General features: G+C 63.8%; 29 protein-coding genes. 7 read left to right on the top strand and 22 right to left on the bottom strand.

Annotation, left to right across the window (positions count from 1 at the left end; genetic code table 11):
* The first annotated feature begins 10 nt into the window (after positions 1 to 10).
* On the top strand, positions 11 to 907 hold the full coding sequence (locus tag AC5P78_RS08825) for a mechanosensitive ion channel family protein (RefSeq protein WP_049395303.1): 897 nt from the start codon (positions 11 to 13) through the stop codon (positions 905 to 907).
* Between the two features lie 170 nt (positions 908 to 1,077).
* On the opposite strand, the gene AC5P78_RS08820 is transcribed toward AC5P78_RS08825, so the two are convergent.
* The 5 genes from AC5P78_RS08820 to AC5P78_RS08800 form a co-directional block, all read right to left on the bottom strand.
* The gene (locus tag AC5P78_RS08820) at positions 1,078 to 2,193 is read right to left on the bottom strand and encodes an alkene reductase (protein WP_012480623.1); all 1,116 of its coding nucleotides are present in this window, start codon (positions 2,191 to 2,193) and stop codon (positions 1,078 to 1,080) included.
* Positions 2,194 to 2,332: 139 nt separating this feature from the next.
* Positions 2,333 to 3,208 (bottom strand): EcsC family protein, encoded by an 876-nt coding sequence (locus AC5P78_RS08815; protein WP_062607300.1) that lies wholly within the window; start codon positions 3,206 to 3,208, stop codon positions 2,333 to 2,335.
* 170 nt (positions 3,209 to 3,378) lie between these two features.
* A complete protein-coding gene (gene orn / locus AC5P78_RS08810) occupies positions 3,379 to 3,951 on the bottom strand; it encodes an oligoribonuclease (RefSeq protein WP_005413827.1) in 573 nt (190 codons plus the stop codon).
* A 75-nt stretch (positions 3,952 to 4,026) separates the two neighbouring features.
* The gene (gene tadA / locus AC5P78_RS08805; RefSeq protein WP_005410103.1) at positions 4,027 to 4,551 is read right to left on the bottom strand and encodes a tRNA adenosine(34) deaminase TadA; all 525 of its coding nucleotides are present in this window, start codon (positions 4,549 to 4,551) and stop codon (positions 4,027 to 4,029) included.
* Between the two features lie 72 nt (positions 4,552 to 4,623).
* Positions 4,624 to 4,983: a winged helix-turn-helix transcriptional regulator gene (locus AC5P78_RS08800; protein WP_005410104.1), complete on the bottom strand. Its 360-nt coding sequence runs from the start codon at positions 4,981 to 4,983 to the stop codon at positions 4,624 to 4,626.
* A 78-nt stretch (positions 4,984 to 5,061) separates the two neighbouring features.
* Here AC5P78_RS08800 and AC5P78_RS08795 point away from each other — a divergent pair, with 78 nt between their 5' ends.
* From AC5P78_RS08795 to AC5P78_RS08785, 3 genes are all read left to right on the top strand, one after another.
* Complete coding sequence (locus AC5P78_RS08795) at positions 5,062 to 5,829, top strand: NAD(P)H-dependent oxidoreductase (protein ID WP_062607302.1); 768 nt, start codon at positions 5,062 to 5,064, stop codon at positions 5,827 to 5,829.
* A gap of 68 nt (positions 5,830 to 5,897) precedes the next feature.
* On the top strand, positions 5,898 to 6,335 hold the full coding sequence (locus tag AC5P78_RS08790) for an acetyltransferase (RefSeq protein WP_154329492.1): 438 nt from the start codon (positions 5,898 to 5,900) through the stop codon (positions 6,333 to 6,335).
* A gap of 56 nt (positions 6,336 to 6,391) precedes the next feature.
* Entirely contained in the window at positions 6,392 to 6,598 is a 207-nt protein-coding gene (locus AC5P78_RS08785) for a hypothetical protein (protein WP_088429380.1), read from the top strand.
* Between the two features lie 22 nt (positions 6,599 to 6,620).
* On the opposite strand, the gene AC5P78_RS08780 is transcribed toward AC5P78_RS08785, so the two are convergent.
* On the bottom strand, positions 6,621 to 7,127 hold the full coding sequence (locus AC5P78_RS08780; RefSeq protein WP_111173730.1) for a GNAT family N-acetyltransferase: 507 nt from the start codon (positions 7,125 to 7,127) through the stop codon (positions 6,621 to 6,623).
* A gap of 274 nt (positions 7,128 to 7,401) precedes the next feature.
* On the opposite strand from AC5P78_RS08780, the gene AC5P78_RS08775 reads away from it, so the two are divergent.
* Genes AC5P78_RS08775 through AC5P78_RS08765 form a run of 3 tightly spaced genes read left to right on the top strand, consistent with a single transcriptional unit; the run spans position 7,402 to position 10,077 of the window.
* Entirely contained in the window at positions 7,402 to 8,058 is a 657-nt protein-coding gene (locus tag AC5P78_RS08775) for a hypothetical protein (protein WP_242014911.1), read from the top strand.
* Positions 8,059 to 8,098: 40 nt separating this feature from the next.
* Entirely contained in the window at positions 8,099 to 8,752 is a 654-nt protein-coding gene (locus AC5P78_RS08770) for a hypothetical protein (protein ID WP_012480629.1), read from the top strand.
* Positions 8,749 to 10,077: an XVIPCD domain-containing protein gene (locus tag AC5P78_RS08765; RefSeq protein WP_414498278.1), complete on the top strand. Its 1,329-nt coding sequence runs from the start codon at positions 8,749 to 8,751 to the stop codon at positions 10,075 to 10,077. Before AC5P78_RS08770 ends, AC5P78_RS08765 begins: the two co-directional genes overlap by 4 nt.
* A 49-nt stretch (positions 10,078 to 10,126) precedes the next feature.
* On the opposite strand, the gene AC5P78_RS08760 is transcribed toward AC5P78_RS08765, so the two are convergent.
* The 16 genes from AC5P78_RS08760 to AC5P78_RS08685 form a co-directional block, all read right to left on the bottom strand.
* Positions 10,127 to 11,227 carry a hypothetical protein gene (locus tag AC5P78_RS08760; RefSeq protein WP_049396619.1) on the bottom strand — a complete coding sequence of 367 codons (1,101 nt, stop codon included), beginning with the start codon at positions 11,225 to 11,227 and terminating at the stop codon, positions 10,127 to 10,129.
* A gap of 97 nt (positions 11,228 to 11,324) precedes the next feature.
* Entirely contained in the window at positions 11,325 to 12,329 is a 1,005-nt protein-coding gene (locus AC5P78_RS08755) for an XVIPCD domain-containing protein (protein ID WP_099490479.1), read from the bottom strand.
* A gap of 57 nt (positions 12,330 to 12,386) precedes the next feature.
* Positions 12,387 to 12,923, bottom strand: coding sequence for a hypothetical protein (locus tag AC5P78_RS08750; RefSeq protein ID WP_005410114.1), 537 nt, complete (start codon positions 12,921 to 12,923; stop codon positions 12,387 to 12,389).
* A 317-nt stretch (positions 12,924 to 13,240) separates the two neighbouring features.
* Positions 13,241 to 13,792, bottom strand: coding sequence for a DUF4189 domain-containing protein (locus tag AC5P78_RS08745; RefSeq protein WP_012480633.1), 552 nt, complete (start codon positions 13,790 to 13,792; stop codon positions 13,241 to 13,243).
* A 312-nt stretch (positions 13,793 to 14,104) separates the two neighbouring features.
* Positions 14,105 to 14,485 (bottom strand): DUF4189 domain-containing protein, encoded by a 381-nt coding sequence (locus tag AC5P78_RS08740; protein WP_077684470.1) that lies wholly within the window; start codon positions 14,483 to 14,485, stop codon positions 14,105 to 14,107.
* 33 nt (positions 14,486 to 14,518) lie between these two features.
* On the bottom strand, positions 14,519 to 15,037 hold the full coding sequence (locus AC5P78_RS08735) for a DUF4189 domain-containing protein (RefSeq protein WP_043034651.1): 519 nt from the start codon (positions 15,035 to 15,037) through the stop codon (positions 14,519 to 14,521).
* Between the two features lie 11 nt (positions 15,038 to 15,048).
* Positions 15,049 to 16,206 carry a TrbL/VirB6 family protein gene (locus AC5P78_RS08730; protein WP_012480636.1) on the bottom strand — a complete coding sequence of 386 codons (1,158 nt, stop codon included), beginning with the start codon at positions 16,204 to 16,206 and terminating at the stop codon, positions 15,049 to 15,051.
* Positions 16,207 to 16,280: 74 nt separating this feature from the next.
* Positions 16,281 to 17,108, bottom strand: coding sequence for a hypothetical protein (locus AC5P78_RS08725; RefSeq protein WP_024958425.1), 828 nt, complete (start codon positions 17,106 to 17,108; stop codon positions 16,281 to 16,283).
* A 24-nt stretch (positions 17,109 to 17,132) separates the two neighbouring features.
* On the bottom strand, positions 17,133 to 19,580 hold the full coding sequence (locus tag AC5P78_RS08720; RefSeq protein ID WP_024958424.1) for a VirB4 family type IV secretion/conjugal transfer ATPase: 2,448 nt from the start codon (positions 19,578 to 19,580) through the stop codon (positions 17,133 to 17,135).
* A gap of 84 nt (positions 19,581 to 19,664) precedes the next feature.
* Positions 19,665 to 19,973: a VirB3 family type IV secretion system protein gene (locus tag AC5P78_RS08715; protein WP_012480639.1), complete on the bottom strand. Its 309-nt coding sequence runs from the start codon at positions 19,971 to 19,973 to the stop codon at positions 19,665 to 19,667.
* Positions 19,966 to 20,385: a TrbC/VirB2 family protein gene (locus tag AC5P78_RS08710; protein ID WP_012480640.1), complete on the bottom strand. Its 420-nt coding sequence runs from the start codon at positions 20,383 to 20,385 to the stop codon at positions 19,966 to 19,968. The genes AC5P78_RS08715 and AC5P78_RS08710 overlap by 8 nt, the downstream gene beginning before the upstream one ends.
* A 73-nt stretch (positions 20,386 to 20,458) precedes the next feature.
* On the bottom strand, positions 20,459 to 21,424 hold the full coding sequence (locus tag AC5P78_RS08705) for a lytic transglycosylase domain-containing protein (RefSeq protein WP_024958422.1): 966 nt from the start codon (positions 21,422 to 21,424) through the stop codon (positions 20,459 to 20,461).
* Positions 21,425 to 21,427: 3 nt separating this feature from the next.
* Positions 21,428 to 22,471, bottom strand: coding sequence for a P-type DNA transfer ATPase VirB11 (gene virB11, locus AC5P78_RS08700; protein ID WP_012480642.1), 1,044 nt, complete (start codon positions 22,469 to 22,471; stop codon positions 21,428 to 21,430).
* Positions 22,472 to 22,485: 14 nt separating this feature from the next.
* A complete protein-coding gene (locus AC5P78_RS08695) occupies positions 22,486 to 23,739 on the bottom strand; it encodes a TrbI/VirB10 family protein (RefSeq protein ID WP_012480643.1) in 1,254 nt (417 codons plus the stop codon).
* Complete coding sequence (locus tag AC5P78_RS08690; protein ID WP_414498277.1) at positions 23,736 to 24,515, bottom strand: TrbG/VirB9 family P-type conjugative transfer protein; 780 nt, start codon at positions 24,513 to 24,515, stop codon at positions 23,736 to 23,738. Before AC5P78_RS08690 ends, AC5P78_RS08695 begins: the two co-directional genes overlap by 4 nt.
* Complete coding sequence (locus AC5P78_RS08685) at positions 24,512 to 25,558, bottom strand: VirB8 family type IV secretion system protein (protein ID WP_012480645.1); 1,047 nt, start codon at positions 25,556 to 25,558, stop codon at positions 24,512 to 24,514. The genes AC5P78_RS08690 and AC5P78_RS08685 overlap by 4 nt, the downstream gene beginning before the upstream one ends.
* Positions 25,559 to 25,619 lie beyond the last annotated feature (61 nt).

The following is a 25,619-nucleotide window of genomic DNA, read 5'->3' as shown; positions in this document are numbered from 1 at the left end:
GGACTTCCGCATGATCGCCGCAGCAGCACCCGCCGCCCCCGCCGCAACGCCCTGGTTCCACTCGCTCGACTGGGAACGCCTGCTGGAAACCTACGGCGTGCCGTTGCTGGCCGCGATCGTGGTGCTGCTGGTGGGCCTGTGGGTGGCACGTCGCTTGTCCAATGCAATGCCGCGCGCCACTGCGCGCATGGGTGTGGACCCGATGCTGGGAAGCTTCCTGCGCAACGTGGTCTATGCCACCTCACTGGTGATCGTGGCGCTGCTGGCCATCGACACACTCGGCGTGAAGATCACTCCGCTGCTGGCCGTGCTCGGCACCGCTGGCCTGGCGGTCGGTCTGGCATTGAAGGATTCGCTGTCCAACATCGCTTCGGGCGTGATGCTGGTGACGCTGCGTCCGTTCCGCGTGGGCGATGTGGTCACCGTGGCCGGCCAGACCGGCACGGTGCGCGAAGTGCGCATCTTCCAGACCGTGCTTACCGGCGCCGACAACCAGCACACCACCATTCCGAACACGCTGATCACCGCCGCGCCGATCATCAACCTCACCGCCGAGCCGACGCGCCGCGTCGAACTGGTGATCGGCATCGGCTACGAAGATAACATCCAGCTGGCACGCGACACCGCGCTGGCACTGATGAAGGCCGACCCACGCGTGCTGCAGACCCCCGCACCGGACGTGGTGGTCTACGAGCTGGGCGCACACGCCATCAACCTCGGCATCCGCTGCTACGTGAAGTCGGCCGACTGGTTCGGCACCAAGGTCACGCTGCTGGAGCAGCTGAAGCTGGGCTATGACAAGGCCGGCATCAACATTCCGTATCCGCAGCAGGACATGCACCTTTACCTGCATGGCAAGGATGGTGGCGTGGTTGAGGCCGACGCGCTGGTGCGCGACAAGCCGTGATCCGGCAGTGGAATGCCGGCCAGCGGCCGGCACTACCCCTCGCCGCCTGACTGAAATGCCGGCCAGCGGCCGGCACTACCCCCCTCGCCGCCTGACTGAAATGCCGGCCAGCGGCCGGCACTACCCCTCGCCCACTGGTAGTGCCGGCCGCTGGCCGGCAGCCTCCAGAATCAGGCAGCGACGCTCTCTTCCAGCGCCGGGTAATCAGTGAAACCCTCCGCACCACCGCCAAAGAACGTGGCGCGATCCGGCGGATTCAGCGTCGCACCCGTACGCAGGCGCTCGGGCAGATCCGGGTTGGCGATGAACGGCCGGCCGAAGCCGATCAGGTCAGCCCAGCCTTCGGCCAGTGCCTGCTCGGCGCGCTCGGCGGTGTACTTGCCGGCGTAGATCAGCGTGCCCGGGTAGACCATGCGCAGCGCCTGCTTGAACGCCACCGGCATCGGCGGTGCATCGTCCCAGTCGGCCTCGGCAATGTGCAGGTAGCCCACCCCCATCTCACCGAGCAGGTGTGCGGCAGCCAGATAGGTCGCCTGCGGCGTATCGTCCACCGCCCCCTGCAGCGTGGTCAGCGGCGCCAGGCGCACGCCCACACGCTCGCCACCGGCAACCTCGACCACCGCCTGCACCACCTCGCGCAGGAAGCGCAGGCGATTCTGCAGTGAACCGCCGTAGGCATCGGTGCGCTGGTTGGCCTGCGAATCGATGAACTGGTTGATCAGGTAGCCGTTGGCGCCGTGCAGTTCCACACCATCAAATCCCGCGGCCAGCGCATTGCGCGCAGCCTGCGCGTAATCGGCGACGATGCCGGGAATCTCGTCCTCGCGCAGCGCGCGCGGCATCGAGTGCTGGATCATCTCGCCCACACCGGCTTCGGGACCCGCCCCAGTCGGGTCGACGAACACTTTCACGCCTTCGGCGAGCAATGCCGAGGAAGACACCGGCGCCGCGCCATCGGGCTGCAGGGCCACATGCGAGACACGGCCGACGTGCCACAGCTGGGCGTAGATGCGGCCACCGGCGGCGTGCACCGCATCGGTCACCTGCCGCCAGCCCTGCACCTGCTCGGCACTGTGGATGCCCGGGGTCCAGGCATAGCCCTGGCCCTGCTGGCTGATCTGGGTACCTTCGCTGACGATCAGGCCGGCGCTGGCGCGTTGCGCATAGTAGGCGGCCATTTCCGCGGTGGCGACGTTGCCATCGGCGGCGCGCGAGCGGGTCATCGGCGGCATCACGATGCGGTTGGGCAGCGTCAACGCGCCCAGGCGGTGGGGGGTGAACATCATGGCGGCAATCTCTTGCGGGGGGAGTGCCGCAAAGGATGGGGATGCCGGCTGCCAGGCAACAGGCATGCACTGGCAAAACAATTGTTCCCTCGAGGCAAGGATCACCCGCCACGAGGGCTCATCCACGCATGGCGTGGCTCTACTCCAGCCTTGGCTCGATCTTTACCGCACCATGCGCCACGCGGTCATAGCAGGCGCGCACCACGTCTTCCCCGTACTTGCGCTCCAGCCGGCGCACGATGAAGTGGCCGCGCGCCATGTCCTGGTAGTAGTCGGTGAACATAGTATTCAGTGTTGCACCGGCGGCAGCACCGACGATCGGCACCGCCTGTGCGGCGAATTTCTCAGTGACCACCACGCCGAAGCGCGCCGCCACCTTTTCCACCATCTTCGCCAGCAGCTTTCCAGCTTCTTTCGGTGCCACGCCCAGGGTCAGGTCGCGGCCGGTCACCACACGCCCAGCCAGTTCGGCCGAAAGATGCCGCATCACGTCGGTGGTGAAGCCGCGGGCCAGGTAGTAGCCGGTCTCGCTGGCGTCGTCGCGCGGCGAGTTGCCACCGAGCGCGAACACCTCCAGGCACGCCTGCCGGGTGCTGAACTCGGACAGGTCGAAGCCCTCGCTGCGGGCCACGTCGGCCACGGCGCGCATCATGATGGTGGTCGACACCGGCAGTTCGATAAACAAGGCGGCAAAGCCGAAGGCCCCGCCGACCGCCCCCGAGGTGGCTGCCGCCAGCTTGTGCCAGCGGGTGGACGCCCCCTTGCCGGGTGTGTTGTCCATGCTCCACAGCGCCGCCTGCGCCGACTTGGTCAACGCCGCCTGCACCGCACCGTGGATGCGGTTGGAGACCGAGCTGGGCAGCGCCTTCACCGCGAACTCCAGCGGCGTGCCGACCAGGTTGGCCATGCGCGCGGTGAGGGTTGGCGCTTCCAGCAGGGCCACCGCCCGCTGCAGGTCGGACCAGTCGCGGGCGTCGTGGGCAATATCGCGGGGGAGCAGGATGGGCTCGTTCATGGCGCCGATCTTAGCGCCGGGGAGTTGAACGGTTCGTCGCGAGGCACGACAGAGGGGTCAGAGCCCTTGCCGCGGGAAAGGGGTTCGGCCCCGACGCCTTGCCGGCCAGCGGCCGGCACTACCAGTTCGCGTGTCACCCGGTCGCGCCGGGCCTTGCCCGGCGTTGTTGTTCAGGCCGTGGGCAAGCCCGACAGCGCGCCCATGAACTGGCGGTAATGGCGCAGCTCGGCGATCGAGTCGTGCACGTCGCTCAGCGCGGTGTGGTTGCTGTTCTTGCCGACGCCGGCGGCCACGCTCGGCGCCCAGCGCTTGGCCAGCTCCTTCACCGTGGACACGTCCAGGTTGCGGTAATGGAAGTACTTCTCCAGGCGCGGCATCTGGCGGTGCAGGAAGCGGCGATCCTGGCAGATCGAGTTGCCGCACATCGGCGAAAGGCCGGCCGGGATCCACTGCGCCAGGAAGTTTACCGTCTGCGCCTCGGCCTGGCCGAGGGTGGTGGTGCTGTCCACCACGCGCTGCCACAGGCCCGAACGACGATGCTGGTTGCGGTTCCACTCGTCCATCGCCTCCAGCGTTTCCAGCGGATGATGGATGGCGAATTCCGGACCTTCGGCCAGTACGTTCAGCTGGGCGTCGGTGACCACGGTGGCGATCTCGATGATCGAATCGTTGTCGGTGTCCAACCCGGTCATTTCCAGGTCGATCCAGATCAGTCGTTCGTTGGCCGCGCCGGTGTCCGCCATTGTGTCGCCTCGTTGCTGGGCAGGCGCGCGGCCTACCGGTGAAGGAAAGAGGCGCCCATCATACCCGTTCGCCCCTCAGCCCTCGCCGACGTGGTCTTCCAGCAGCAGCGGCGGCTTGCCACGCTTGGCGCGGAAATAATTGGTCAGGCGCGTACTGGCTTCCTTGGCCAGCACCCCGCCGTGGATCTCGACCCGGTGGTTGTGGCGGGCATCGCCGAGCAGGTCGAACACGCTGCCGCACGCACCGGTCTTGGGGTCGCTGGCGCCGTAGACCAGGCGCGAAACGCGCGCATGCACGATCGCCATCGCGCACATCGCGCACGGCTCCAAGGTCACGTACAGCGTGCTGCCAAGCAGGCGATGGTTGGCGAGCAGCTTTCCACCGGCCCGCATGGCCACGATCTCGGCATGCGCGCTGGGGTCGTGCGAGGCGATGTTGAGGTTCCAGCCCTCGCCCAGCAGCTGGCCGTCGGCGCCCACCAGCACCGCCCCGACCGGAATCTCGTCGAACTCACGCTGCGCGCGCTCGGCCAGGGCCAGTGCATGGCGCATCCAGTGTTCATCGGCGTCGTGCACCGGTACACCCAGGACATCGGTCATGGCGGTTCTCGCTTTTCAACTGGGCCAGGATGGCCGCCGGGGCATTGTACGCCCGGGGCCGTGCAGGCGCCGCTAGCGCGCGTCGAAGCGCTCGCGGGCCGCATCGAGCGCCGGGAAGTTGTGCTCGGCCCAGCGATCCAGGGCGGACAGCGTCTCGACCAGGCCGCGCGCGACCTCGGTCAGGCGGTACTCCACATGCAGTGGTTTGCTGCCCCGGTCACACCGCTCGACCAGCCCATTGCGCTCCAGCTGGCGCAGGGTCTGGGTCAGCACCTTCTGCGAGATGCCTTCGATCTTCCGCAGCAACGCGCCGTTGCGAAGCGGGCCCTGCGCCAATGCCGGCAGCAGCAGCATCACCCACTTGCCTGAAATCAGCGCAAGCGCATCGCGTGCCGAACAGTCGGCGGCATAGACATCCCCGGGAAAGGCCATGGTTACCTCAAGGTGCGTAATTGCCGGCGCATGCCGGCACCGCGAGGATGGTCGCACACTCCTCGAACACCTCGCCCCATGCGTGCCCTGATCCTGCTTGCCCACCCCGAGCCCCGCTCCTTCAATGCACATCTGGCCGCTCAGGCCGCCGAGCAACTGCGGCATGACGCGCTGCAGGTGGACGTGGTCGACCTGTATGTGGAGGGCTTCGATCCGCTGGAAGCGGCTGACCACCATCCGCATCGCCTGCATCCCGGCCACTTCGACGCCCAACGCGAACAGCGGCACAGCGCCGAGCAGGGCCAGCTGCCCGTCGATGTGCAACGTCACCTGAAACTGCTGCGGGCCGCAGACCTGCTGATCCTGCAGTTCCCGCTGTGGTGGTTCGCGGCGCCGGCCATCCTGAAGGGCTGGCTGGATCGCGTACTGGTGTACGGGCCGATGTACAACAGCCGCCTGCGTCACGAGCACGGAGCGATGCGCGGCAAGCGTGCGTTGCTGAGCGTCACCACCGGCTCATCGGCACGGGCCTGCGCAGTCGACGGCCGCGAGGGAGATACCCGGTTGCTGCTGTGGCCCTTGATGTACAGCCTGCGCTACGTCGGCTTCGACGTGATGGAACCGCACGTGGTGCACGGCGTGCGTTCCGGGCTGGCACCGGAGCGCATGCAGGCCCACGACGAGGCACTGGCTGCAGCAACCCACCACTACCGCGAACGCCTGGCGCAATGGCCGCAGTGGCCCACCGTGCCCTTCAACGACAGCAGCGATTTCGAGGACGGCGTTGTGCTGCGCGCGGAGGCCACTACCTACAGCCCCTTCATCCGCCATCGCAACGCCGGATGAATCCACATCTGCGCGCTGGATCGGGACGCGCCATACTACGCACTCTTTGCAAGCACCTTGGCGAACCCATGACCACCCTCCGCCCCTCCCGCGCCGACGACGGCGCCGCTCTTGTCGACCTCTGGCGCCGCGCCGTCGACGCCACCCACGACTTCCTCAGTGCAGAAGACCGCCAGGCCATCGATGCCGAAGTCGCCGGTTTCCTGCCGCAGGCGCCGATGACCGTTGCTGTCGACGCACAGGATCGCCCCCTCGGATTCATGCTGATCGACGGCACCCACATGGAAGCGCTGTTCATTGACCCGGACGTGCGTGGCACCGGGGTTGGTCGCCAACTGTTGCAGCACGCGTTGACCCTGTGCCCACAGCTGAGCACCGACGTCAACGCACAGAACGCGCAGGCCGTGGGCTTCTATCTGCGCATGGGCTTCGTCGAAACCGGACGTTCACCGCTGGATTCGCAAGGCCGTCCGTATCCGCTGATCCACCTTCGGCACAACGGCTGACATCCGTCGGCAGCAGCCACGTGCTAGCGTGGCTGCTTTCGACCAAGGAATGCCGCATGGATGGTGCAAAAGCCCTGTTGACCCTGTTTGCGCTGGGCATCAGCCTGGTCTGGATCCTGGTGCCGTTCGCCATCTTCGCCGTGCGCAACCTGCTGCGTGAAGTACTGGTCGAGCAGCGCCGTACCAATGAACTGCTTGAACACATCGGCGGTTACCGCATTCCGAAGCCGCAACCCGAACCGACCGCCTGGCGCGCGCCCTGAGCAGAAACGTGCCAGGCCCGGATCAGGCCGTCGCCTCGAAGGCCGGTGAGTACTGCACTTCGCCCTGTGCCAACGGAGGCTGCAGGCAAAGTGCCTGGAAGTACTCCGGCGGCACACCCGGCAGCACCAGGCCCGGCTCGGCACAGAAGCCGAAGCGACCGTAATAGGCCGGCTCGCCCAGCAATACACAGCCATGTGCGCCCTGCTGACGCAGTGCTTCAAGTGCGGCATGCATCAGGGCCGCACCGATGCCCTGCCCCTGCCAGGCAGGCAATACCGAAATCGGCCCCAGGCCAAACCAGCCCGTGCTGCCATCGCTGATCGTCACCGGCGACACCGCCACATGGCCGATCACCTTCCCGTCCAACTCGGCCACCAGCGAAACGCTCAGCTCCCCGCGCGCGCGCAGGGCGTCGACGATGAACTGCTCGGTATGGCTGCTGTGCGCAGCGTTCCGGAATGCGGCCTCGGTGAGCGCATGGAGGGTGGCGTGATCATCAATGGCTTCGGCACGGATGGTGTAGTTCATGGCGTAATGCTCGCTTGCGTGAGAGTCGCGTGAATTGGCGACCGTTGTCACAAATTGGTGGTGAAATGTCGAACGCGAAGCGCAATCGCCTGGCCAACCCCGAATCGCCTGTGCCGCAATCGATTCGGCGACGCTGCCGAACGCTGAATGCGTCAAAATTCCGTCACCCACGCCTTGCCGCAGCTGGCGCCAGGTTTCCAGAACACTCCATAATCGATAAACCTGTCACCAGGGAAGGATATATGGACACGGACGCACGATGCAGGATGCCGCCATGGATGTAGCCATGCCGACACGCAAGGGATGCCATCTGGTACCGATGGGCCTCTTGCTGGCGCTGACGGCCTGCTCGCCTTACGCGGACGCAGAGCGTGACGTTGCCGCAGGTGGACGCGGCCTGGCCAAGCTCAACCCGTCACCGCAGCAGGGCTACGAGCTGGTACTGACCCTGAAGGATGCCCCCGGTCCCTTCGCGGTGGTCGAGGGCGTTGCCCAGTACGACGTCAGCAACCACAGGGACTGCGGCCGGGTCCTGTGGGCGACCGGTACCGCCAGCCGTATCACCAGCCAGGAGTTGGTGGAACTACACAAGGTCGACGAGAACGAATACCGCGGTACGTTCTACCTCGACCGCATGCAGGACGAGGATTACTACGGGCGTGGCGTCTGCCATTGGACGTTGACGGGTGTCGGTGCGATGTTGCGCGCTACGACCGGCGAGGCGGATACGCGATTCCTTACGTTCGTCGACAAGGAGCGCATGGAGAGCGACTCACCTCTTACGCTTTATTACCCAAACCTTATCTATCCGCGCGCCGACACTGTCGCCAACTTTGGCGCCAGTGGCGAGGAAGATCCGTCGGGGTACAGCGAAGATCTGCGCGACGCGCTGTTCTCAACCACCACCACTGTGCAGAAGCTCGTGCCATGAGCTGCCAGTTCAACAACCCCTACCCCCAAGGAGGCCGACATTGCGCCACAAGATGATTCCGTGCCTTGCTCTGCTTCTATTGACCGCCTGCAACCCGGAGACCGCCATGAACCAGGAACGTGCCGCTGCTGAAGCCGATGTCGCCCAGGGCGGGCGCGGCCTCGCCAAGCTCAACCCCACCCCGCGCAAGGCCTATGAGCTGGTGCTGCGCCTGAAGGATGCCCCCGGCGATTTCGCACTGGTCAAGGGCGTAGCGCAGTACGACGTCACCAACGAGGATCAGTGCGGCCACATCGAGCCGGCCACCGGCACAGCTGCACGTATCACCAGCCAGGAACCGGTGGAGCTGCGCAAGGTCGCTGAGGGCGAGTACCGCGGCACGCTATATGTGGACCGCATGCTGGATGAGGACTACTACGGTCGTGGCGTCTGCAAGTGGGAGTTCACCGGTGCCGGGGCAATGCTGAAGGCGACGGGTGCCGAAGAAGAGACCCGCTTCCTCACCTTCGTCGACGCCAAGCCGCTGACCGAAGGTGGCGCCCATACGCTCTACTATCCGGATCTGGTCTATCCGAAGGCAGATCGCGTTCCCAACTTCCCAGCCAGTGGCGAGCCCGATCGCAGCAACTACGCCGCTGATCTGCAGGACAAGCTGTTTACGATCACCCTCTCCGCAAGTGAGGTCGCGCCGTGACCATCACCTCTCAGGACTACGCCGCGTTATCCAATGACGCCTACAAGGATCGGGCCGTCGGCCGACGTGAACCCGGCCAAGAAGAAAAAGTCACGTTAAACGGCCATGAGTACAAGATACTTGAGCATGTCAACAATCGTCTCAACGGCTATCAGGGCACCGTCTATCAGCGCGTAGACACCAAAGAGATCGTCATTGCGCATCGTGGCACCGAGCAGATCGCTCGCGATGCGATTCTGACCGACGGCGGCATGGTGGTTGCGCGCACCAACGTGCAGGCGCCTGACGCGATTGCTTTGACACAGAGGACGCTCGAAGGCGCCGCGCTTCAATCCCGCTTGAACGGTGTGCCCGCGCCCCAGGTCACCGTCACCGGTCACTCCCTCGGCGGCGCTCTTGCCCAGATCACCTCGCACCACTTCAACGTCAAGGGCGAGACATTCAATGCCTACGGCGCGGTCAGCCTCAGCTACCGCATTCCGGAAGGCGGCAACACCATGATCAACCACGTCATGGCCTCCGATCCGGTCAGCGCCGCGTCACCGCATTTCGGCCAGGTACGCATCTATGCCAAGCCCGACGAGATCAAGACGCTCGCGGCAAACGGCTTCAGCAATCACGCCCTGCGTGATCTGATTCCGGACCGGCCGATCATTGCGGCGACCAGCTCGTTCGGCGCGCACAAACTGGGCAACTTCCTCGACGAAGGCTCGGTGCTGAAGCACCCGGAAACGCAGAAGCTGGCGAAAGACAACGCCAAGATGATCGAGGAGTATCGCGACGACGTCGAGTCACTGCGTCGCGGCGTCACCCGCGCTGCACGCGGCATCCCGGGCGGCGCCATCGATCTGTACGACCACATCCGCGGCCCGCTGCAGCCCGGTGAACCGGCACGCCGCGAAGCGGAGAAGAATGGCCATCACACCAGCATGCTGCGCATGGACGATGCCAACCACCTGGGTAACCCGCTGTTCAACGACGCGATCCGCGGCGTGCACGCACATGACGTGCGCGTTGGCCGCGTGCCGGACGTGATGAGTACGCAGCTGGCGGGCAGCCTGGCGGCGGAGATGCACGCTGCAGGCGGCAAGCGCATCGACGAAGTGGTGATGAACGCCGATGCCTCGCGCAGCTTCGCCGTGCAGGGCCAGGGCGGTGACCCCGCCCACCTTCGCGTGTCGGTGGATACGGCAGTGGCGATGAACACGCCGCTGGAACAGAGCAGCCAGTGCATCGACCAGCAGGCTGCAGGCCAGCGCCTTGCGCTGGAGCTCGACCAACAGCTGGAACAGCAGCAGCATCAGACCCGCAGCCTGCAGGCCTGATGGACAGCGCGGGAGCCGGTCATTCCGGCTCCCGCCTCAGCACCGTGACTCAGGGGCTGGTGGCCGCGACCGGCGCAGATGCACTGGCGGTCACGAACAGATCCGGCCCGGAATCCGGGAAGCCGCCGCAGGCGCGATCGCCCGGCGCGACCGGATCACACGGCCACTGGCTGCGCGGGACCTTGTCGCGCAACTCGAAGCGATCGCCGGTCCAGACCACGAAGGCAAGATGCTCGCGGTTCCAGTCACTGAACGCACGCGCCCCACCCTTCGGCACCGTCTCCGGATACTGCACGAACCAACGCATGGCCGGCCCGAACTGCAGCTTGCTGTGATCCAGCGTGATCCTGCCCCCACGCGCCAGCTGGCGTGCGCGATCCGCCTCGGTCACCTGTGGCATGACCGGCATCGCCTCGGCGGTAACATCCCTCGGCGGCGCATCGCCACGCACCTGGTACACACGCTGGCCCACATAGGCCTCGCGGCAGCTACCCGCTGGCACACGTACCGGCTCCGCGCTGAACTCATCGCGGTTGGCGACCTGGTCACTGCAGGTGAACGGCGCGGACACCAGGTAGAACGTGCTGTCGGCGTCGCGCCCTTCCAGCGAGCGCACCCAGACGTCGCCCATCCGCACGATGAAGTCCGGTCGCTGGCCGTACCCAGGCACCGCCTTGAACCAGGCCTTCTGCTGTACCTCTCGCTCGCGCCAGTTGCGCGGCAGGTGGATGTCCTGCTCGGGCAGCGCGACCAGCAGAGCGGCCAGATGCGCCGGCATGGTGCCCTGGCAGGCGCCGGTCAGCAGGTCGCCCTGGGTCGCCAGTCGCCCGGCCAGATCCACCGGGCAGCGCGCACCGAGCGCCCGCTCGGTCGCCCGCTCTGGCGGCAATGGAACGATGGCCAATGCGGGCGGTGCGGGTGCTACCGCCGGAACGGTTCGCTCGACGGTGGCAGGCGGTGCCGTCCCTGCAGGCGCATCAGCGATCGCCTGTGCCGTGGCGTGCGTTTCCGCGACCGGCGGCGCTGTCTCCTGAGCCTGTGCCGAGGCTGCGGCAAGTCCAAGTGACAGCAGCCAGAGCGGCGGCAGGCGGCGCGCGGATGCATTGCAGCGGGCAGCGGCCTGCAGGGCATTCAAGGGAACGATTCGCATGTGGTGTCCTTACGGGTGGGTTTCCATGTCGGCGCCACAGGGCGCCACGCGTCGTACGCAAAACAACGGCGGGCACCCTGCCCGCCGGCACCAAGTGCTACAGGGATCGGGAACGCTGCTCCTGCTCGCGGGCGAGCGCGGCCATCGGATCCTGCTGCGCAACGCTGGCCGCCAACTGCTGGCTGCTCTGCGCCAGTGGCTGCTGGGAGGCCTGCTCCCGGTCAACAGACGCACGCAGCATGGCCGGATCACCCAGCGCGCCCTGCACTGCAAACAGCGTACGGCCGTCGTTGCCCGCCAGCAGATGATCGATGCGCGACAGGCCGGCCTTCTGCGCGCCCAGCGCCAATGCGCCAGCGGTATTGTCGAGCTCCTGTGCACTGCGCAGTCCACTTTGTGGCCCCATCTGCTGCAGGTGCCGGCGCGCATCCTCGAACAATGCGTTGCCGGGCTCACCGGCATGCGACATGTCGCGTGCAACGGTCTGCGCCGGCGCACCGACTTCGCCGCGATCCAGTCGCGCCATCACGTCCGGCGTCAACTTCTGCTGCCAGACCTCAAATCGTTGCCGGCGCGCCTCGATGCCATTGAGCGCGCCGTTGAGCGCATAAGTTGCTTCGCGCACATCATGGCGCGCCCCCTCCGGCACCCGTGTCTGCCACTGCCATACGGCAATACGGCCTGCGTGCTCGGGCTGCGCTGCCAGCTCCGGGTGATTCACCAGGTCCAGATCCAGCGCCTTGCCGGCACGCTCGTAATTCTCCTTGCCGACCAATGGCAGATAGCCGCGGCCGTGGTACTTCAGCGCGTCACCAGGCGCGTCGTTGCCCATGCGCCCGCCGTACATCAGCTCAGCCAGGTTTTCCGGGCGACCACGCAGCGCTTCCTGGCGGGCACTCTCCAACGCGGCGTTGCCATTGCGCCACGCAGCCTCCACCGGGATCTGCGAGATTCCCCGGGTGAAGTTGAAGCTCTCGTTGAGCCGGCTCAAGCCGCGCGACTCGTGCCCTGCCTGGGCCATGAAATTGGCCAGTTCAAGCGGGGAGTCGATGCCGGCTTTGGTCGCCTGTCGCAACAGCTGCGACTCTCTATCGGTCGACACAGTGCAACTCCTGAATCTTCATCAGCGCGGATTCCCTTCCGCCGGTTGGAGCTTGGCTCATGGAAGCGACACCTCGGCAACACTGGATGGGTCGAAGTCCTCGAACCTCACCCTGCCCAGCTCCGCCGCCGAGTAATCCCGGATGTTGGTCGCTTCGGTCTCGATATCCACGACCTTGCGTCTCACCCCGTCAACCCAGCAGGCCTTGTCCGCGGGCGCATAGCGGAACCGGTAGGTGCTGCTCCAGCGCTCGCGGCTACCGCCGTTGGTGATCACGCTGAAGGTGCCCTTCTCGACCATTGCATACGCAAAAGGGTCGCCGGCCAGGCCACCTCGGGTGGAACACGGCACCAGCTTGTCGTTGCGCGCGGCCAGCTGCCAGCGCCCGCGCCCATCACCGCGCAGCAACAGCAGCACCCGGTTTGGCCCGTGCTGGCCGGGCACCAGCCCTTCCGGCGTCGGCTGGTCGATGACCAGCAGCTGATACTCGATGCCATCGCCGTTGAGTTCGCCCCTTACGGCTTCCAGCAGGTTCGCACCGGACGGAACAAATGCCAGGGCATCGTCCATGTGTGCGCCAACCCTGTCTTCCATCCCCTCCCACTCCTTCAATGTGGTCATGCCGATACCCGCCTCCCTGCCCAGCCGGAACGCGTTCCGGCTTATCCGCGCCTGCGCGGACAGGAATCATAGCCTTGCGTACGGCAAGACCGCGATGATGGCGAGCGTCACCCGACGCAGGGGCTGACAGCGTCCTCATTGGACGGAAGAACCCCTGCATTCGGCGGCACTGGCGCGTCATTTTCATGACGCGTGGGGAGCTTACCGCGAGGCGTTCTGCCGCGTCGAAGTGCGAGGAAATCGAAAAGCGGAATTGATCACAGAAAACGGGGCTTAGCGTGAATGGCGCCTTACCTGATGAACAGATCCGCCGTGCAGGCCGTTCTGGCGATCCCGCATTGTCCCTGCGGCAGCTGCTTCCATGCCGCCTTCGCGTTGCATTGCTGCATCGCGACAATGACCGCTCCCTGTTCGGACATGGCGGTGGCGACGCTGGTGGTTTCAGTGCCCAGGCCCGCGTGGGCGACCGCCACGCATTGCGCCTGGAACAGGGTCGCCAACGTACATTCGCCTTTCCCGAACTCCTTGCACTCCTTCATGGATGCACGCTTGGCCTTGCCCCGCGAGCGCATCGAGTTGCTGATGAAGGTGTCGCCGCGGGCATCCATCGCCACGCCACGCACGGTCTGCGCCCAGTTGGGGCGATTGTTGTACGGGGAGCCTGAGCTGCTCACCGGAATGGGCGCACAACCCTGTACACCCTGGCCACCGATGGGATACATGCCCTGCGGGCAATTGCCTTCGGCAAGCGCGGTGAACGGCAGCAGGCCTGCAATCAGCAGGCACGGGAGAAAAGCGAGGTGGATTCGTTTCATGGGGAGACCCATTCCTTTGCTGCCCATTGTGAGGGGTGGGATGACCTGAGCGGACGATCGTTGCCCACTGTCGATGCTGGAGCCAAGAGAACAAACGGAGCTGCGCCCAAACACATGAAGCTTTCCGCCGCCATCGCGAGTTGCGCTGACTACCAGTCCGACAATCCGATCAACGGGTCAGAATGACTCATAGACCGGCTTCGTACAGTCCTCGTATGCAACCTGACACGCCTTTCCATCGGTGTCGACGCACGACTGCTGGGCAAACTTCCGCGCTTCGGCGGAGTCCTTGGCGCTGGCAAAACCGGCGCGGGAAGCCCCGCCCTGGCTATTGGGAACCTACCATGCAACGCACTGGTTTCTATACGTGTAGATGACTCGGCAATCGGAAGCACCGCGCCTACCGTAGTCTGCCAGAGCAAACTGCTCCGCGTTCTCCTTGCTCGGCCGGCCCGTCGCAACACCGGCATCTGCGGTCGCGTCGGACGACGCAATTGCCCCCCACGTCTTATGCCACTGACCCGCGGGCCCGGGTTCGCGGGCAGTTACCCCTGCCCCAGGAATCGGGGCGCACCCACCAACCCCTTGATCGCCGATGGGGTACTGGCCGGACGGGCATCGGCCCTCGGCACTGGCGTTGCTGGCAACAAGTAATGCAGCGAACAGCAGAGCAGAAATCACGAAAGCTGAATCACCACGCAGAGATTTGAAGTCGGCCATTGCCTTGAATCTCCGTGTGATGATCACAACCGATCAGTCTTGCTGGAAGAACGGCTTGGTACAGTCAGAATGGAAAACGGAGCAAGCCTGACTTCCCAAATCCTTGCAGTCCTTGATTGCCCGCTCCTGCGCCTGTTCTTTCGTCGCCCCGGTGTTGAATCTCATGCCATTGTCCGGTCGTGCAGCCCGGACAACCGCATAGCACTGGTTGTAGTAGGTAAAAACGACTGTGCAGTCGGTAGCTCCGCCCTGCCGGCATCGCTCGACCGCTTGGCGCTCTGCCGAAGCCTTGGCCTGATGCCCAGTGGCCGAACCTGCATCTCCTCCAGGCGAGCTGGCGACAGCACCCCATGTCTTGACCCAGTACCCGGGATTCTCCTGCGGGGCGCTCTGAGCCGCGCCGGGTATGGGTGCGCAGCCACCAACGCCTTGGTCGCCAATCGGGTACTGACCCGGAGGGCAGCGCCCTTCAGCGAACGCCGAACTGACGTGCACAGAGCCCAGTAGGATCAGGGACAAGCACAGATGCTTTAGAGAGGCGCTTACGTTCATCAACTGAATCTCTAGTTTCCATGACTCGGATTTGCCGCACCACGCTGACCGGGAACCGCTGAACCCGGGCCTCCGGTTCCATCAAACATCTTCCCCATCGCCGACTGCTGACCATGGGAGTTTGAGCCAGAAGACGACTCCGGAGCCGCCGGCGGCGGAGCCGACATGCCCGGCGGACGACCATCGGCACTCGGCGAGGCACTTGCACCACCGCCTATCTGCGAATATGCCATGAAGGTGCCCAGGGTACCCTGGAAGAACATCGCTGCCATTGGGGGTGTAGTCAGGATCAACGCGGTGAGGATCAGGCCCATGCCTCCCTGCTGCATTGCCTGGCTGGTCATGCCGTCGGACATGCTTTCCTTGAGGATGAATTCCTGCACCAGCGCTGTGGTCCAGAAAGTGGCCGCCACACGTACCACCATGTCCAGTGCGATGGAAACCATCGCTGCAAGTACGGCCATGGAGAACATCGTGCCAATGCCGTAGAACAGCCAACGTTGGAACAACTGCTTGGTCTGGTCGAACAACAGGCAGAGGATGAACAGGGGGCCAAAGCCGATGAACAGCGCCATGGCGATTTCATACAGCATCAGCATCGCACCAGCGGTGATGGCTGGACCTGCGGTGCCCATGCCGATGAAGAACAGTGCCCGCTTCTTGTCCTCCAGCAGCTCCCCGTCATTCATGATCTGGATGGCGTCGATACTGGAAAGCGCCACCTGCATCCATGCCAGGCTCTTGTCGATCTGAGCTTCGGGTGACTCGTTCGAGCCTGTCACGACCTTCGTGATTTCTGCCTTGACGTCGTGGGTGAGGAAGCTCTGAAGGTTGGTGCCGAAAGCGCCCATCGTGGTGGCCGCGCTGACGATCAACGCCGCACGCGCCATATTGGTCACCAGCACCATCATTGAGTCCCGGCTGCGGCCGGTCACGATGCGGAAGCCCTGCACCAGCACCCACAGGGTCATGAGCGTGAGGGCGATGCCGCCGACCCACTGCATCATTTCCCCCATCATGTCGATGCCGAACTTGTTTATCTTGCTTCGCAGGAAGTCGAAGATGAACTTGAAGAACACGAAATCCCCGATCGATTGGACACGTGCAACGTGCCCCATCAAATCCTGGAATCCGCCATTGAAATCAAAATTGGCAATCGACCTGATCATTTCCGCAATCCCTTGATGTATCCCTACCGGACAACCTCGTGGAGCAGGTGCCTATGCACCTGCCCCAAGCGGCGTCAGTCGACGTGCAAAGCGCGTTCCAATGCGGCCGTCTTGACCAGCTGCGAGATGACGCCCGGCTTGCCCTTCAATGCCACGCGCGCCAGCACGCGCTGATTGGCCATCATTGACTCCTGATAGGCGTCGTAGGACCGCATGCGCGCCTCCCACTCCTGCTGCAGCTTGGAAATATCGTTTGCCGTACGCAGGGAGTCACTGTTCACGGCCGAAAGAGTTCCCGCAAGATTGCCATCGGCGCCGCCTCGCCAGCCCATGATCTCAGACAACGACGCGTTGATGCTGGGAATGGTCTTCTCGATGAAATCCACCGTCTCGTTGCGCTTCCGGTTTTCCATCATCTGGATGTTGACGCACAGCTGCTGCTGCTGCGCGTAGAGATCACCGGAGGTATCCAGCACAAACTTCTTCAGCAGGCTGCCAGCGCTGAAGCCCGCCGACGTACGGCAGAGGTCGGCGACCATATAGTCGTCTGGAACCCGCTCCAATGTGGCGCCTGGCGGCAAGCCGAAGTTGTTGATCATGCCCTGGATCTGGACAAGCGCATTTTGGTACTCCTGGAACGTCCTTCTCCACCGAGTTACCTGAGCCGCGTACTCCAGCCCGTCAGCCTTCATTTGCGCCTTCCCTTGGGCAAAGTCCTTCAGTGCCTGCATGAGATTACTGAGGTCGAAGACAGGGTAACCACCGGCCGAAACCGACGTGGTGGAGAACATGACCATGCTCCCCAGCAGGATGGCTGCCAGGCGCTTCTGACGCAGACCGCGGTGGCGCTTGTGATTTCGGGATGTCATGCTCATGTTCTTCTCCAGGGGAATGGATTTCATTCGGCGCTGTCTGATCCAGGGCTTTCAAGCCGCATCGGTTTCGGCAGAGGCCTTGGCTTTACCAGAGCCCTTTCGGTTCTTGTAGAAGTCCTCCAGCCACTGTTCCGGCGTGAGTTCGTCCACGGTGATCCGATTGCGGACTGCAGCCGTCTGCAGCACCCGATGCATGATGTCGATGTTGTCGGTCGAGGCCGAGATCACCGACAGGATGTCGTCCATGCCACGCAGGTTGAGCTGGCAGACACTGGAAGCATGGCCCTGCTTGACCAGGAAGCAGCGCGAGCGCTCGTCCAGTGCCGTGACCACCTTGAACTCCGCCTCGGTCAACTTCAGGCCATCCATGTAGTCGCTCTTGCTGGCGTTCGGGTTCGGCAGCAGGATGAGCGTGGCGGTCTGCTCGATCAGGGCAGCGGAGATATCACTCTTCAGCGCGTCTTCCGGGCTCTGCGTGGCGAAGATGCCCAGGCCGTTCTGCTTACGGATGGTCTTCTGCTTGTTCTTCGCGAACTCCTTCAGGCCACCCTCGCCGTCCAGGATCTTCCAGAATTCGTCCATCACATAGATCAGCGGTCGACCGTCGATCAGCGATTCCAGGCGGTGCAGCAGGTAATTGATGACCGGCACGCGCACTTCGGGATTGTCGATGATGTCGGTGTAGTCGAAGCCGATGATGTTGGCCTTGCTCAGATCCACCGTATCGATCGGATTGTCGAAGACCCAACCCAGCGAATTGCCCGAAGTCCAACGGCGCATGCGCGCATAGAGGCCGTCGTCGCCCATGTTGGGCAGGCTCTTCTGGAAGTTGGTCATGCTGCGCAGATGCATCGGCGTATCGAGCATGCTCTCCACCGCACGGTAGATGTCCTCTTCCTCGCGGGCGCTGTACTCGCGCTTGCCGGCCAGCACCTTGATCAGGTCGGCCAGGAACTGCACGTTCGCTTCGTTGTTCTCGCACTGGAACGGGTTGAAGCCAGTCGGCGCACCGTTCTCCAGGGCCAGATAATTGCCACCGCAGGCACGCACGAAGATCTCCGCACCACGGTCCTTGTCGAAGAAGAAGATGGTCGGTGACGGCTCGTACTTCTGAACCTGGCTGAGCAGGAAGTTGATCAGCGCGGTCTTGCCGGTACCGGACTTGCCGATCACCATGGTGTTGGCGATCGCCTTCTCACCCAGCGAATTCTCGGATGGATGGGTGGCATGGAAATTGAAGTAATACGGCTGACCGTTGGTGGTCTGCAGCGTGGTCACGCAGTCGCCCCACGGGTTGTTGTGCTGCTTGCCGGTGGCGAAGTTGTGCAGCGGCGACAGGCCGAGGAAATTCAGCGAGCTGACGTTGGCCAGCCGCGTGCGGAAGCGCCAGTTGGCCGGCAGCTGCGAATAGAACGACGAGGTGACTGCCAGATCCTCCTTGGTCGACACGAAACCGGCGTTGGACAGCTCGGCACGGGTCGAGGCCACGTTCTGCGACAGCTTCGCCTGGCTGTCGCCATACACCGCGATGATGAAGTGGTATTCGCCCAGCACGAAGTTGCCTGACGACAGATGATCCATCGCCTGGTCGAGTTCGACGATCTGACTGACCGCCTTGTCGCCCGAGGAGATCATCATGCCCTTGGTCCGGTCCAGCACCTTCAATGCGTCCTGGCGTCCCATCGGGCTGAACGAATGGGTGATGACGTACTCGTAGTCCAGATACTTCAGACCATTGAGGATGCCCGGATAGGTGCCCTCGGCATATTCCTTGATATTCAGGATCGCGCCGAAATGGTTGACGCCATTGGGCGTATTGATCACGAAATCGCCGGTCTTGGCCGAGAACATATGACGGCTGACCGGAAGATAGTCTTTCACAGGCGCCGACAGCACCGGTACCGGCTCATCGATGCGGTTGATCAGGTAGCCGAACAGCTCAAGCGTTTCGGAAAACACCACGCCGTTCTTGGCTTCGTACATACCGAGCCGGTAAGGCGCGTAGTCGCGGATCACAGCTTCGACGTTGCCGGCGAGCTCCATCAGCTTCTCGACGGCCTGCTCCTGCTCGGCGCGCAGCTTGTCCACGTTCGCGGACTTCTCCACGAAGCGCTTTCCCGCCACCACCGGACGATAGATCATCGTCAGGTACAGCTCGTTCTGCATGATGCGCTGGGAGGACAGCATGCCCATGTACTGGTCGGACACATCCTGGTTGAAGCGCTGCTTGTAGTAGCTCTTTCCCTTCAGGGTGCGACGGCGCCGGATGTCATGCACCCAGAAGGCAACGTTGACGAAATCCGGCGCGCGCAGCGTCTGCAGCAACCGGTTGAAGGTGTTGTGCCGATGCTCAAGCTCCCATTCTTCGCGCCCCACGAACGGCAGCCCTTCCAGGTGCCACGTCAACAGGTAGTCGCCGCCCGTGGTCTTCACCACATTCGGAGCCACGTGCGACGACAAGGGGATGAATTCGCTGATGGAGGTATCTGGGTTGAACATACGACTGCTTCCAAAAGGTACTGCCGACAAAGATGCGGAGTTGGCCAGGCGGGCGCTCAACGCCCGCCTGGCCGGATCCAGCCCTCAATCCCTGGGGGCTGGCTTGTTGCGGTAGTGATTCGGGTTGAACACCCACATGCCATCATGCTCCTGCACGTTGCGCACCTTGAGCTTGAACATCAGGCGCAGGCCCAGCAGGCGGAAGATCATCTCGTCACGCTTGGCCATCTGCCGCATGATGAAGATGGCCACCGGGATGGTCAGCAGAAACCAGAAGTTCGTGTACATGCTCAGCAGCAACAACCCACCCGCCACCATGAAAAATGGCAGGTAGGGAACGCCCAGGAACATCGCTGGGCGCGTGCATCCCCGGAACAGGACGTTCTTATGCACTGTAGTACTGGACGGCGTGCTTGATCATTTCAAACGCCATGCCAGCGCCGTCGCCACCACCGACCTTTTCGCAGCTGCCAGCCTCCTTGCCGAGCAGCATGCGCGCGATCTGGCCTGCCGCGCCGATCAGCACACCGCCGATGAGGATCGGGGCCACGTCACCGATGCGCTTGTGGGCAAACGCAATCTGGTAACCGGCGAAGATCACGGCGATCGTGACCACGGCGATCGAGGCCATGTTCAGCAGACCGTTGATGTTGGAGAAGAAGCCGCAGACCTTGCCATCGGTACCACCGAAGTCAGTGCCGGCCAGGGCCTGCGGAGCGAACACAGCACCGGCGAATGCGACGGCCATCAGCATGGTCTTCAGCGTGCGCTGGGCCTGGACGAGGTCGAGATTGAATCGCTTCATGGATTGATTTCCTTGTTGATGGACTAACACAACTGAATCGACCAGCCGGGGGACCGGTCGCACCACGACTTCGTCAGAACACGAAGGCCGCATCCCCTGCGGGAATCTGCTGCACCGGCGCACGGGGCGCCGGTGCGTTGTAGAAATTCTGGGTGTCCGCTGCCGGCGCGTTACGCTCATTCCACGGGCGCAGCATCACCGGCGCGTTCGCCCCGGCAGCCATCCCGGGAAGCTGTTGCGGCATGGCGGCCCCGCCCTGCGCCGCACCAGGCTGCTGATACGGCTGTGGAGCCTGCTGCGGCATGTCGTTTCCACCCTGTGCCTGTGGCTGCATCATTCGATCGACCGAGCCCAGCACCACGCGCGATACCGCCTGGTCGGCGATGTTCAGCAGGCTGCCGCGGGCCATCGCACCGGTGGATGGGTAAACGGTGTAGGCCCGGGCCGGGTCATTGGACGGCACGTACACCGGCGCACTGGCCTGGGCGACGATGCGTGCCTGGGCCGGCGAGGCCGTCTGCGGATGATGTTCGACCCTGACCACCCGACGCTCGCCGCGGCTGACCACGTCAATCGGCGCGACGCCGTTGCTTGCGACCTGCTGACCGCGGCGGATCGAGTCATAGATCTTCTGCACGTACCCGTGACGGAAGCCGGTCTCGAAGTTGCCCGAGTAGTAGCAGCTGAACGACTTGCCCCAGTCACCACCGGAGCGCTTGTAGCAATCGGCGAGGATGCGCGAACCAGCCTGCAGGTTCGGGCACTGCTGGAAGGCCTTCTCGTAGGAATCCAGCCCGTACTTGCCCAGGTTGTAACGGTTGACCTGGGCCAGGCCAATGGAGAAGTTGTAGCCCTTCTCCTCCAGCATGCGAACGGTGGCCAGCGCCTCGTCGAGGGCCTTGGGCTGGCGCACCAGGGCGCCGCCGACCACGCCGATGGCATAGGGGTTGCGCGACGATTCCACGTTGATGACGTGCTGCATCACGTCCATCGAGACGGCCATTTCCGGGCACGCCATCATTTCCAGTCCTGGCAGCATTGGTCAGCCCTCCTGCCCCTGGGCACGCCCAGGATTGAAGTCGATGCCGGTGATGTAGCGCGAGCCGGCATGCGCCTTGATATGCACGACGATGTCGATGGTCATCATCAACAGTCGCTTGATCACGTTGAACTCCAGGCCCGAACCCTCGGCCGAGGCCTTCACCATCAGCGCCAGCTGATCCCAGGTCTGCTCCGGGCTACCGGCATGGCAACTGGTGATCGAGCCCGGGTGGCCCGATGCGCAGTTGCGGATGAAGTAGAACGCCTCGTCACCGCGCAGCTCGGCCAGGATGATGCGTTCTGGCTTCATGCGCAGGCAGGCTTCCATGCAACTCTTTGCGCTGACATTGCTGGTGCTCTGCCCGCCCTTGGAGTACAGCAGGTGCACCACATTGGGTTGGGTCAGAAACAGCTCGCGTGCGTCCTCGATCGTGACCAGGCGCTCGTTGTCCGGGATATGATTGACCAGCGCTTTCATGAAGGTGGTCTTGCCGCTACCGGTCGCACCGGAGACCACGATGTTCTTGCGGTACATCACCGCACGACGGAAGAATTCTGCGTACTCGCGCTGCTGGCGCAGTTCCAGCAGCTCGCGGTCCTGCTCGCTCAGACTGCCATCCTGTTCCAGGATCTGGTTGAAGAAACCATCCTCGTGGTACTGGGTGAGCGACTTGGTGTGCTTGGACGGCAGGCGGATCGTGATCGAAACCTTGCCGGCATCACAGGCAGGTGGAATCACGAACTGCGCACGCTGGCCGGTGGGGAACGTGAGCGACACCACCGGATCGGCATCGGTGATGCGCTGGCCGGTGTTGCTTTCGTTCACTACGGCGGTGCAGAACTGCCGGGCCCGCTCGAAGGTCAGGCCCGGCACGTCCACCCGCTGCCACCCGGCCCGGGTTTCCAGGTACAGCTCACCGGGACGGTTGATGCAGATTTCCGTCACTTCCGGGGATGTCATGTACTCGGCGATGCCCAGCACTTCGTACTGATAGCGCAGGAAATCGCTGGAAACGAGGGCGAGGGGTGACACTTCGGCGTCCATGGTTGTTCTTCGGGTTACCGGCGCGGGTTGAGCACGTTGGTGAAGTCAACGTCCTTGGCGACGTAGACGTTCACGATGGTGCCCTGGTTGATGGTGACAGTCGGCGGGCGATTCGAACTGGTGAGGGCTTCGTTGGCGAGACGCTCCATCGTGCGCGCGGTGGCGCTTTCATAGGGCGAACGAACGGCGAAACCATTGCTGGAAACCGTCGTCGACTCTGGGCCATGTTCGGCTGCGGCGTACTTGAAGGCGTCGGCGATCAGGCTGATCATCAACGCCGACGCAATGCGACTACCCCAGTGCGCGCTGTACTGGCCAGGATGACCGGCACCACCCAGCTGATCCACGCCCGGGCTGGACATGGCCACGTCGATGCCATTGGGCGTGGTGATGCGATCCCAGATCACTTCCACGCGCTTGCCCTTGGGACCGCCACCGTACGCACCATAGATCTTGGACCCCTTGGGCAGCAGCAGGCTGCGGCCGTTGATCGAGTAGACCGGCTCGGTCAACAGGCACGACGTATAACCTGCAAGATCGGTGATGATGCGGGTCTCGAGTACACAACGCAGATAGGTGCCACGCACCAGCAGCGCGTCGGGGCTCCGGATGTAGGAAGCATTGGACACATCCTCCACATCAGGCCCGCGGCGCACCTTGGCCGGCGGAGCATTGCCGTTCTGCGCCTGCAGCGCAGCCAACGTGGCCTGCATGTAGGGATCGTCGTTGTCCCCTGCTGCGGCCTGGCCGCCAGCGTCGCCCGTGCCCACGCCTGCGCCACCACTACCGGCAATGCGGCGATCCAGCAGACTCGGGCCACGCTCGACCTCGCGCTCGGGTTCGGCACGAGGAATGAACGTCGGGCCCATCGTTTCCTGCGGCGGTGGCGGCAGCATCGGAATGGGCTCGGCGGCTTCCCGGGCAGCCTCGCGAATCGCGGAGGGTGCAATGATCGGCAGGTCGGGGGTGCTCGAACGTGCAACCTGCGGCGGCGCCTTGGCTTCTTCAGCGTCTTCCTTGCCCTTGCGCAGCAGCAGGAAGCCCATGGCCAGCAACAACACCAGGATGCCGCCGAGGAACAACAGCGCCTTGCGGTTCAAGCGCTGCTCTTCCGCAGAGCGAAGCTGTGGGGCACTGGCATCCAGATCCGGCGCCGCCTCTGCCTGCGCGTGCCCGTAGTAAGGGTTCGCCGATGGCTCCTGAGCCGCAGGCCCCTGTCCGTACGGAGACGGATTCGGATCGTTTTCGGGAGTGTTCTGCTGGCTCATTTCTTCACGTTCCTTCGCAGGCCGACGACGAAGTCGCCGTGGCGGATGACCAGGTACGGGTACGTCCCGTGCACGATCAGCGTATTGCCCTCAACCGTGGTGTTGACCACGAAATCCTCGCCATACTCCTTCTCGCGACCGAATACGGCCGGGAAGATACCGGTCTTGTACTCGGGCGAGTTGGGCAGTTTCAGATAGGTGAAACGGCCATCGTCGTAGGCGTTGACCGGGACCAGCCATCCCATCTTCTTGGCCTTGCTGGTCGAATAGGAGTAGTTGAAGTTGTATTGGCGATCCTTGGCCAGCTCGGTACTGAGCAGCGGCTGCGCCTCCTCCTCGACCGCCGACTGGGCAGGGCCAAACACAGTGTCATTCGGATAGACGAATGCGATCTTGTACTGCACGCCGGCGCGACGGGCCTGCTCAAGCTGGCGCCAGTCGGTGGCAACGACCTTCAGCTCGAAAATGTACGAATGGGTCTCGGTACGCACCATCATGTTGGTGTCGACGTCGACGTTCTTCGGCTTGAGATAGAACACGTTCTCGCGACGGGTGAGTTCCCAGCCGCTGCTGAAGCCGGTGCTGTAGTCGAGGATCTTCTCGTTCGGGCTCAGCTCGATCTGGGTGGTGAGGCCCAGGCCGGTGCGAATCGGGTAGATGCGGTCCTTCTCATACTCGTAGTGGTCAACTGCCTGTGCCATCGCCGCGCTGGAAAACACCAGCGACAGCAACGACAGCAGCGCCCACGCGCTTCCCCTGATTTTTCGACTACTCATCGGTTGCTTGCTCCATCAGCATTTCCGGTGGAATGGTTCGGTGCCGGCATCATTGCCGGCTGTCCCGGCGCGCCCTGCCCCGGCATCGGCTGCCCCTGGACCGGCTGCCCCTGCATGGGCGCACCCTGCATCGGCTGCATCTGCCCATTGGCCGGCACTGCGACAGGCTGACCGGTGGCGGGATCGATCATGGTGGCAGCGGCCGGATTGTTCGGAACGTACATGCCCTGCGCCTGCTGCGCGGCGAGCTGTGCCTGTTGCGCGGCATCCTGGGCCTGCTGCTGCATGGCACCGTCATCCGGCACGGGCACCCCGCGCGCATAGTCGTTGTCGACACGGTACTCCGTGACCTGGAACGCCAATGGGTTGAGCACGCGGTCCTGTTCGGAGAGCGCCAGATTCTGGTTGTACTGGAAGCGCATGGTGACCAGCTGGTTGTCCAGATAGGTCGACACACCGCTGCGCTTGTCGAGCAGGCTGCGCTGGATGCGCACGGACGCGCCACGGAAGCTGCCGTTCGCCTGCACGCCCAGCGGGGTGATGCTGAGGATCTTGACCCTGATCGCCTTGCCCCGGCCGTACATCACGAACGGATTCTGCGGATTGTTGCTGGCATAGCGCTGCTTCATGCTTGCGGCCACGGCATCACTGGACATGACGAACACCAGCTCCCAGTCGCGCAACCCCATCACCGCGGAGTCGTACGACTCGCGCGCCAGCACGTACTGGGCGACATTGCTGCGGTTGACCGCTTCGTTGGTGGTGATCGTCTCGCCCTGGAACGTGCCCCTCAGGCGCGCCACCGTAGCGGTACCCGTGTAGGCATCGGCCATCACCAGGAACGGCACCTTCTCCTTCAGCGGCAGCATGTAGTAGTAGCCGCCAGCCAGTGCCAGCGACATCAGCAATGAGCCGGTGGCGACCCACCAGGCACGGCGCTCACTGCGACGCGCCATGTCGGCCACGGTGATCTCGTAGCTGACCGCCTTGGCGACCGACTGCTCGACCTTGGGACTATTGCCGGGATCCTTCTTGCGGAACATGGATTCTTCCGTACTGCTGAAACATCAATGGGCGTGGCACCCCTGCGACAGGCGCGGGGAG

It is taken from the genome of Stenotrophomonas sp. YJH_SMC_133 (genome assembly GCF_059370655.1).
The sequence above is the reverse complement of the archived record's forward strand: the minus strand, read 5'-3'. Positions and strand labels throughout refer to the sequence as shown.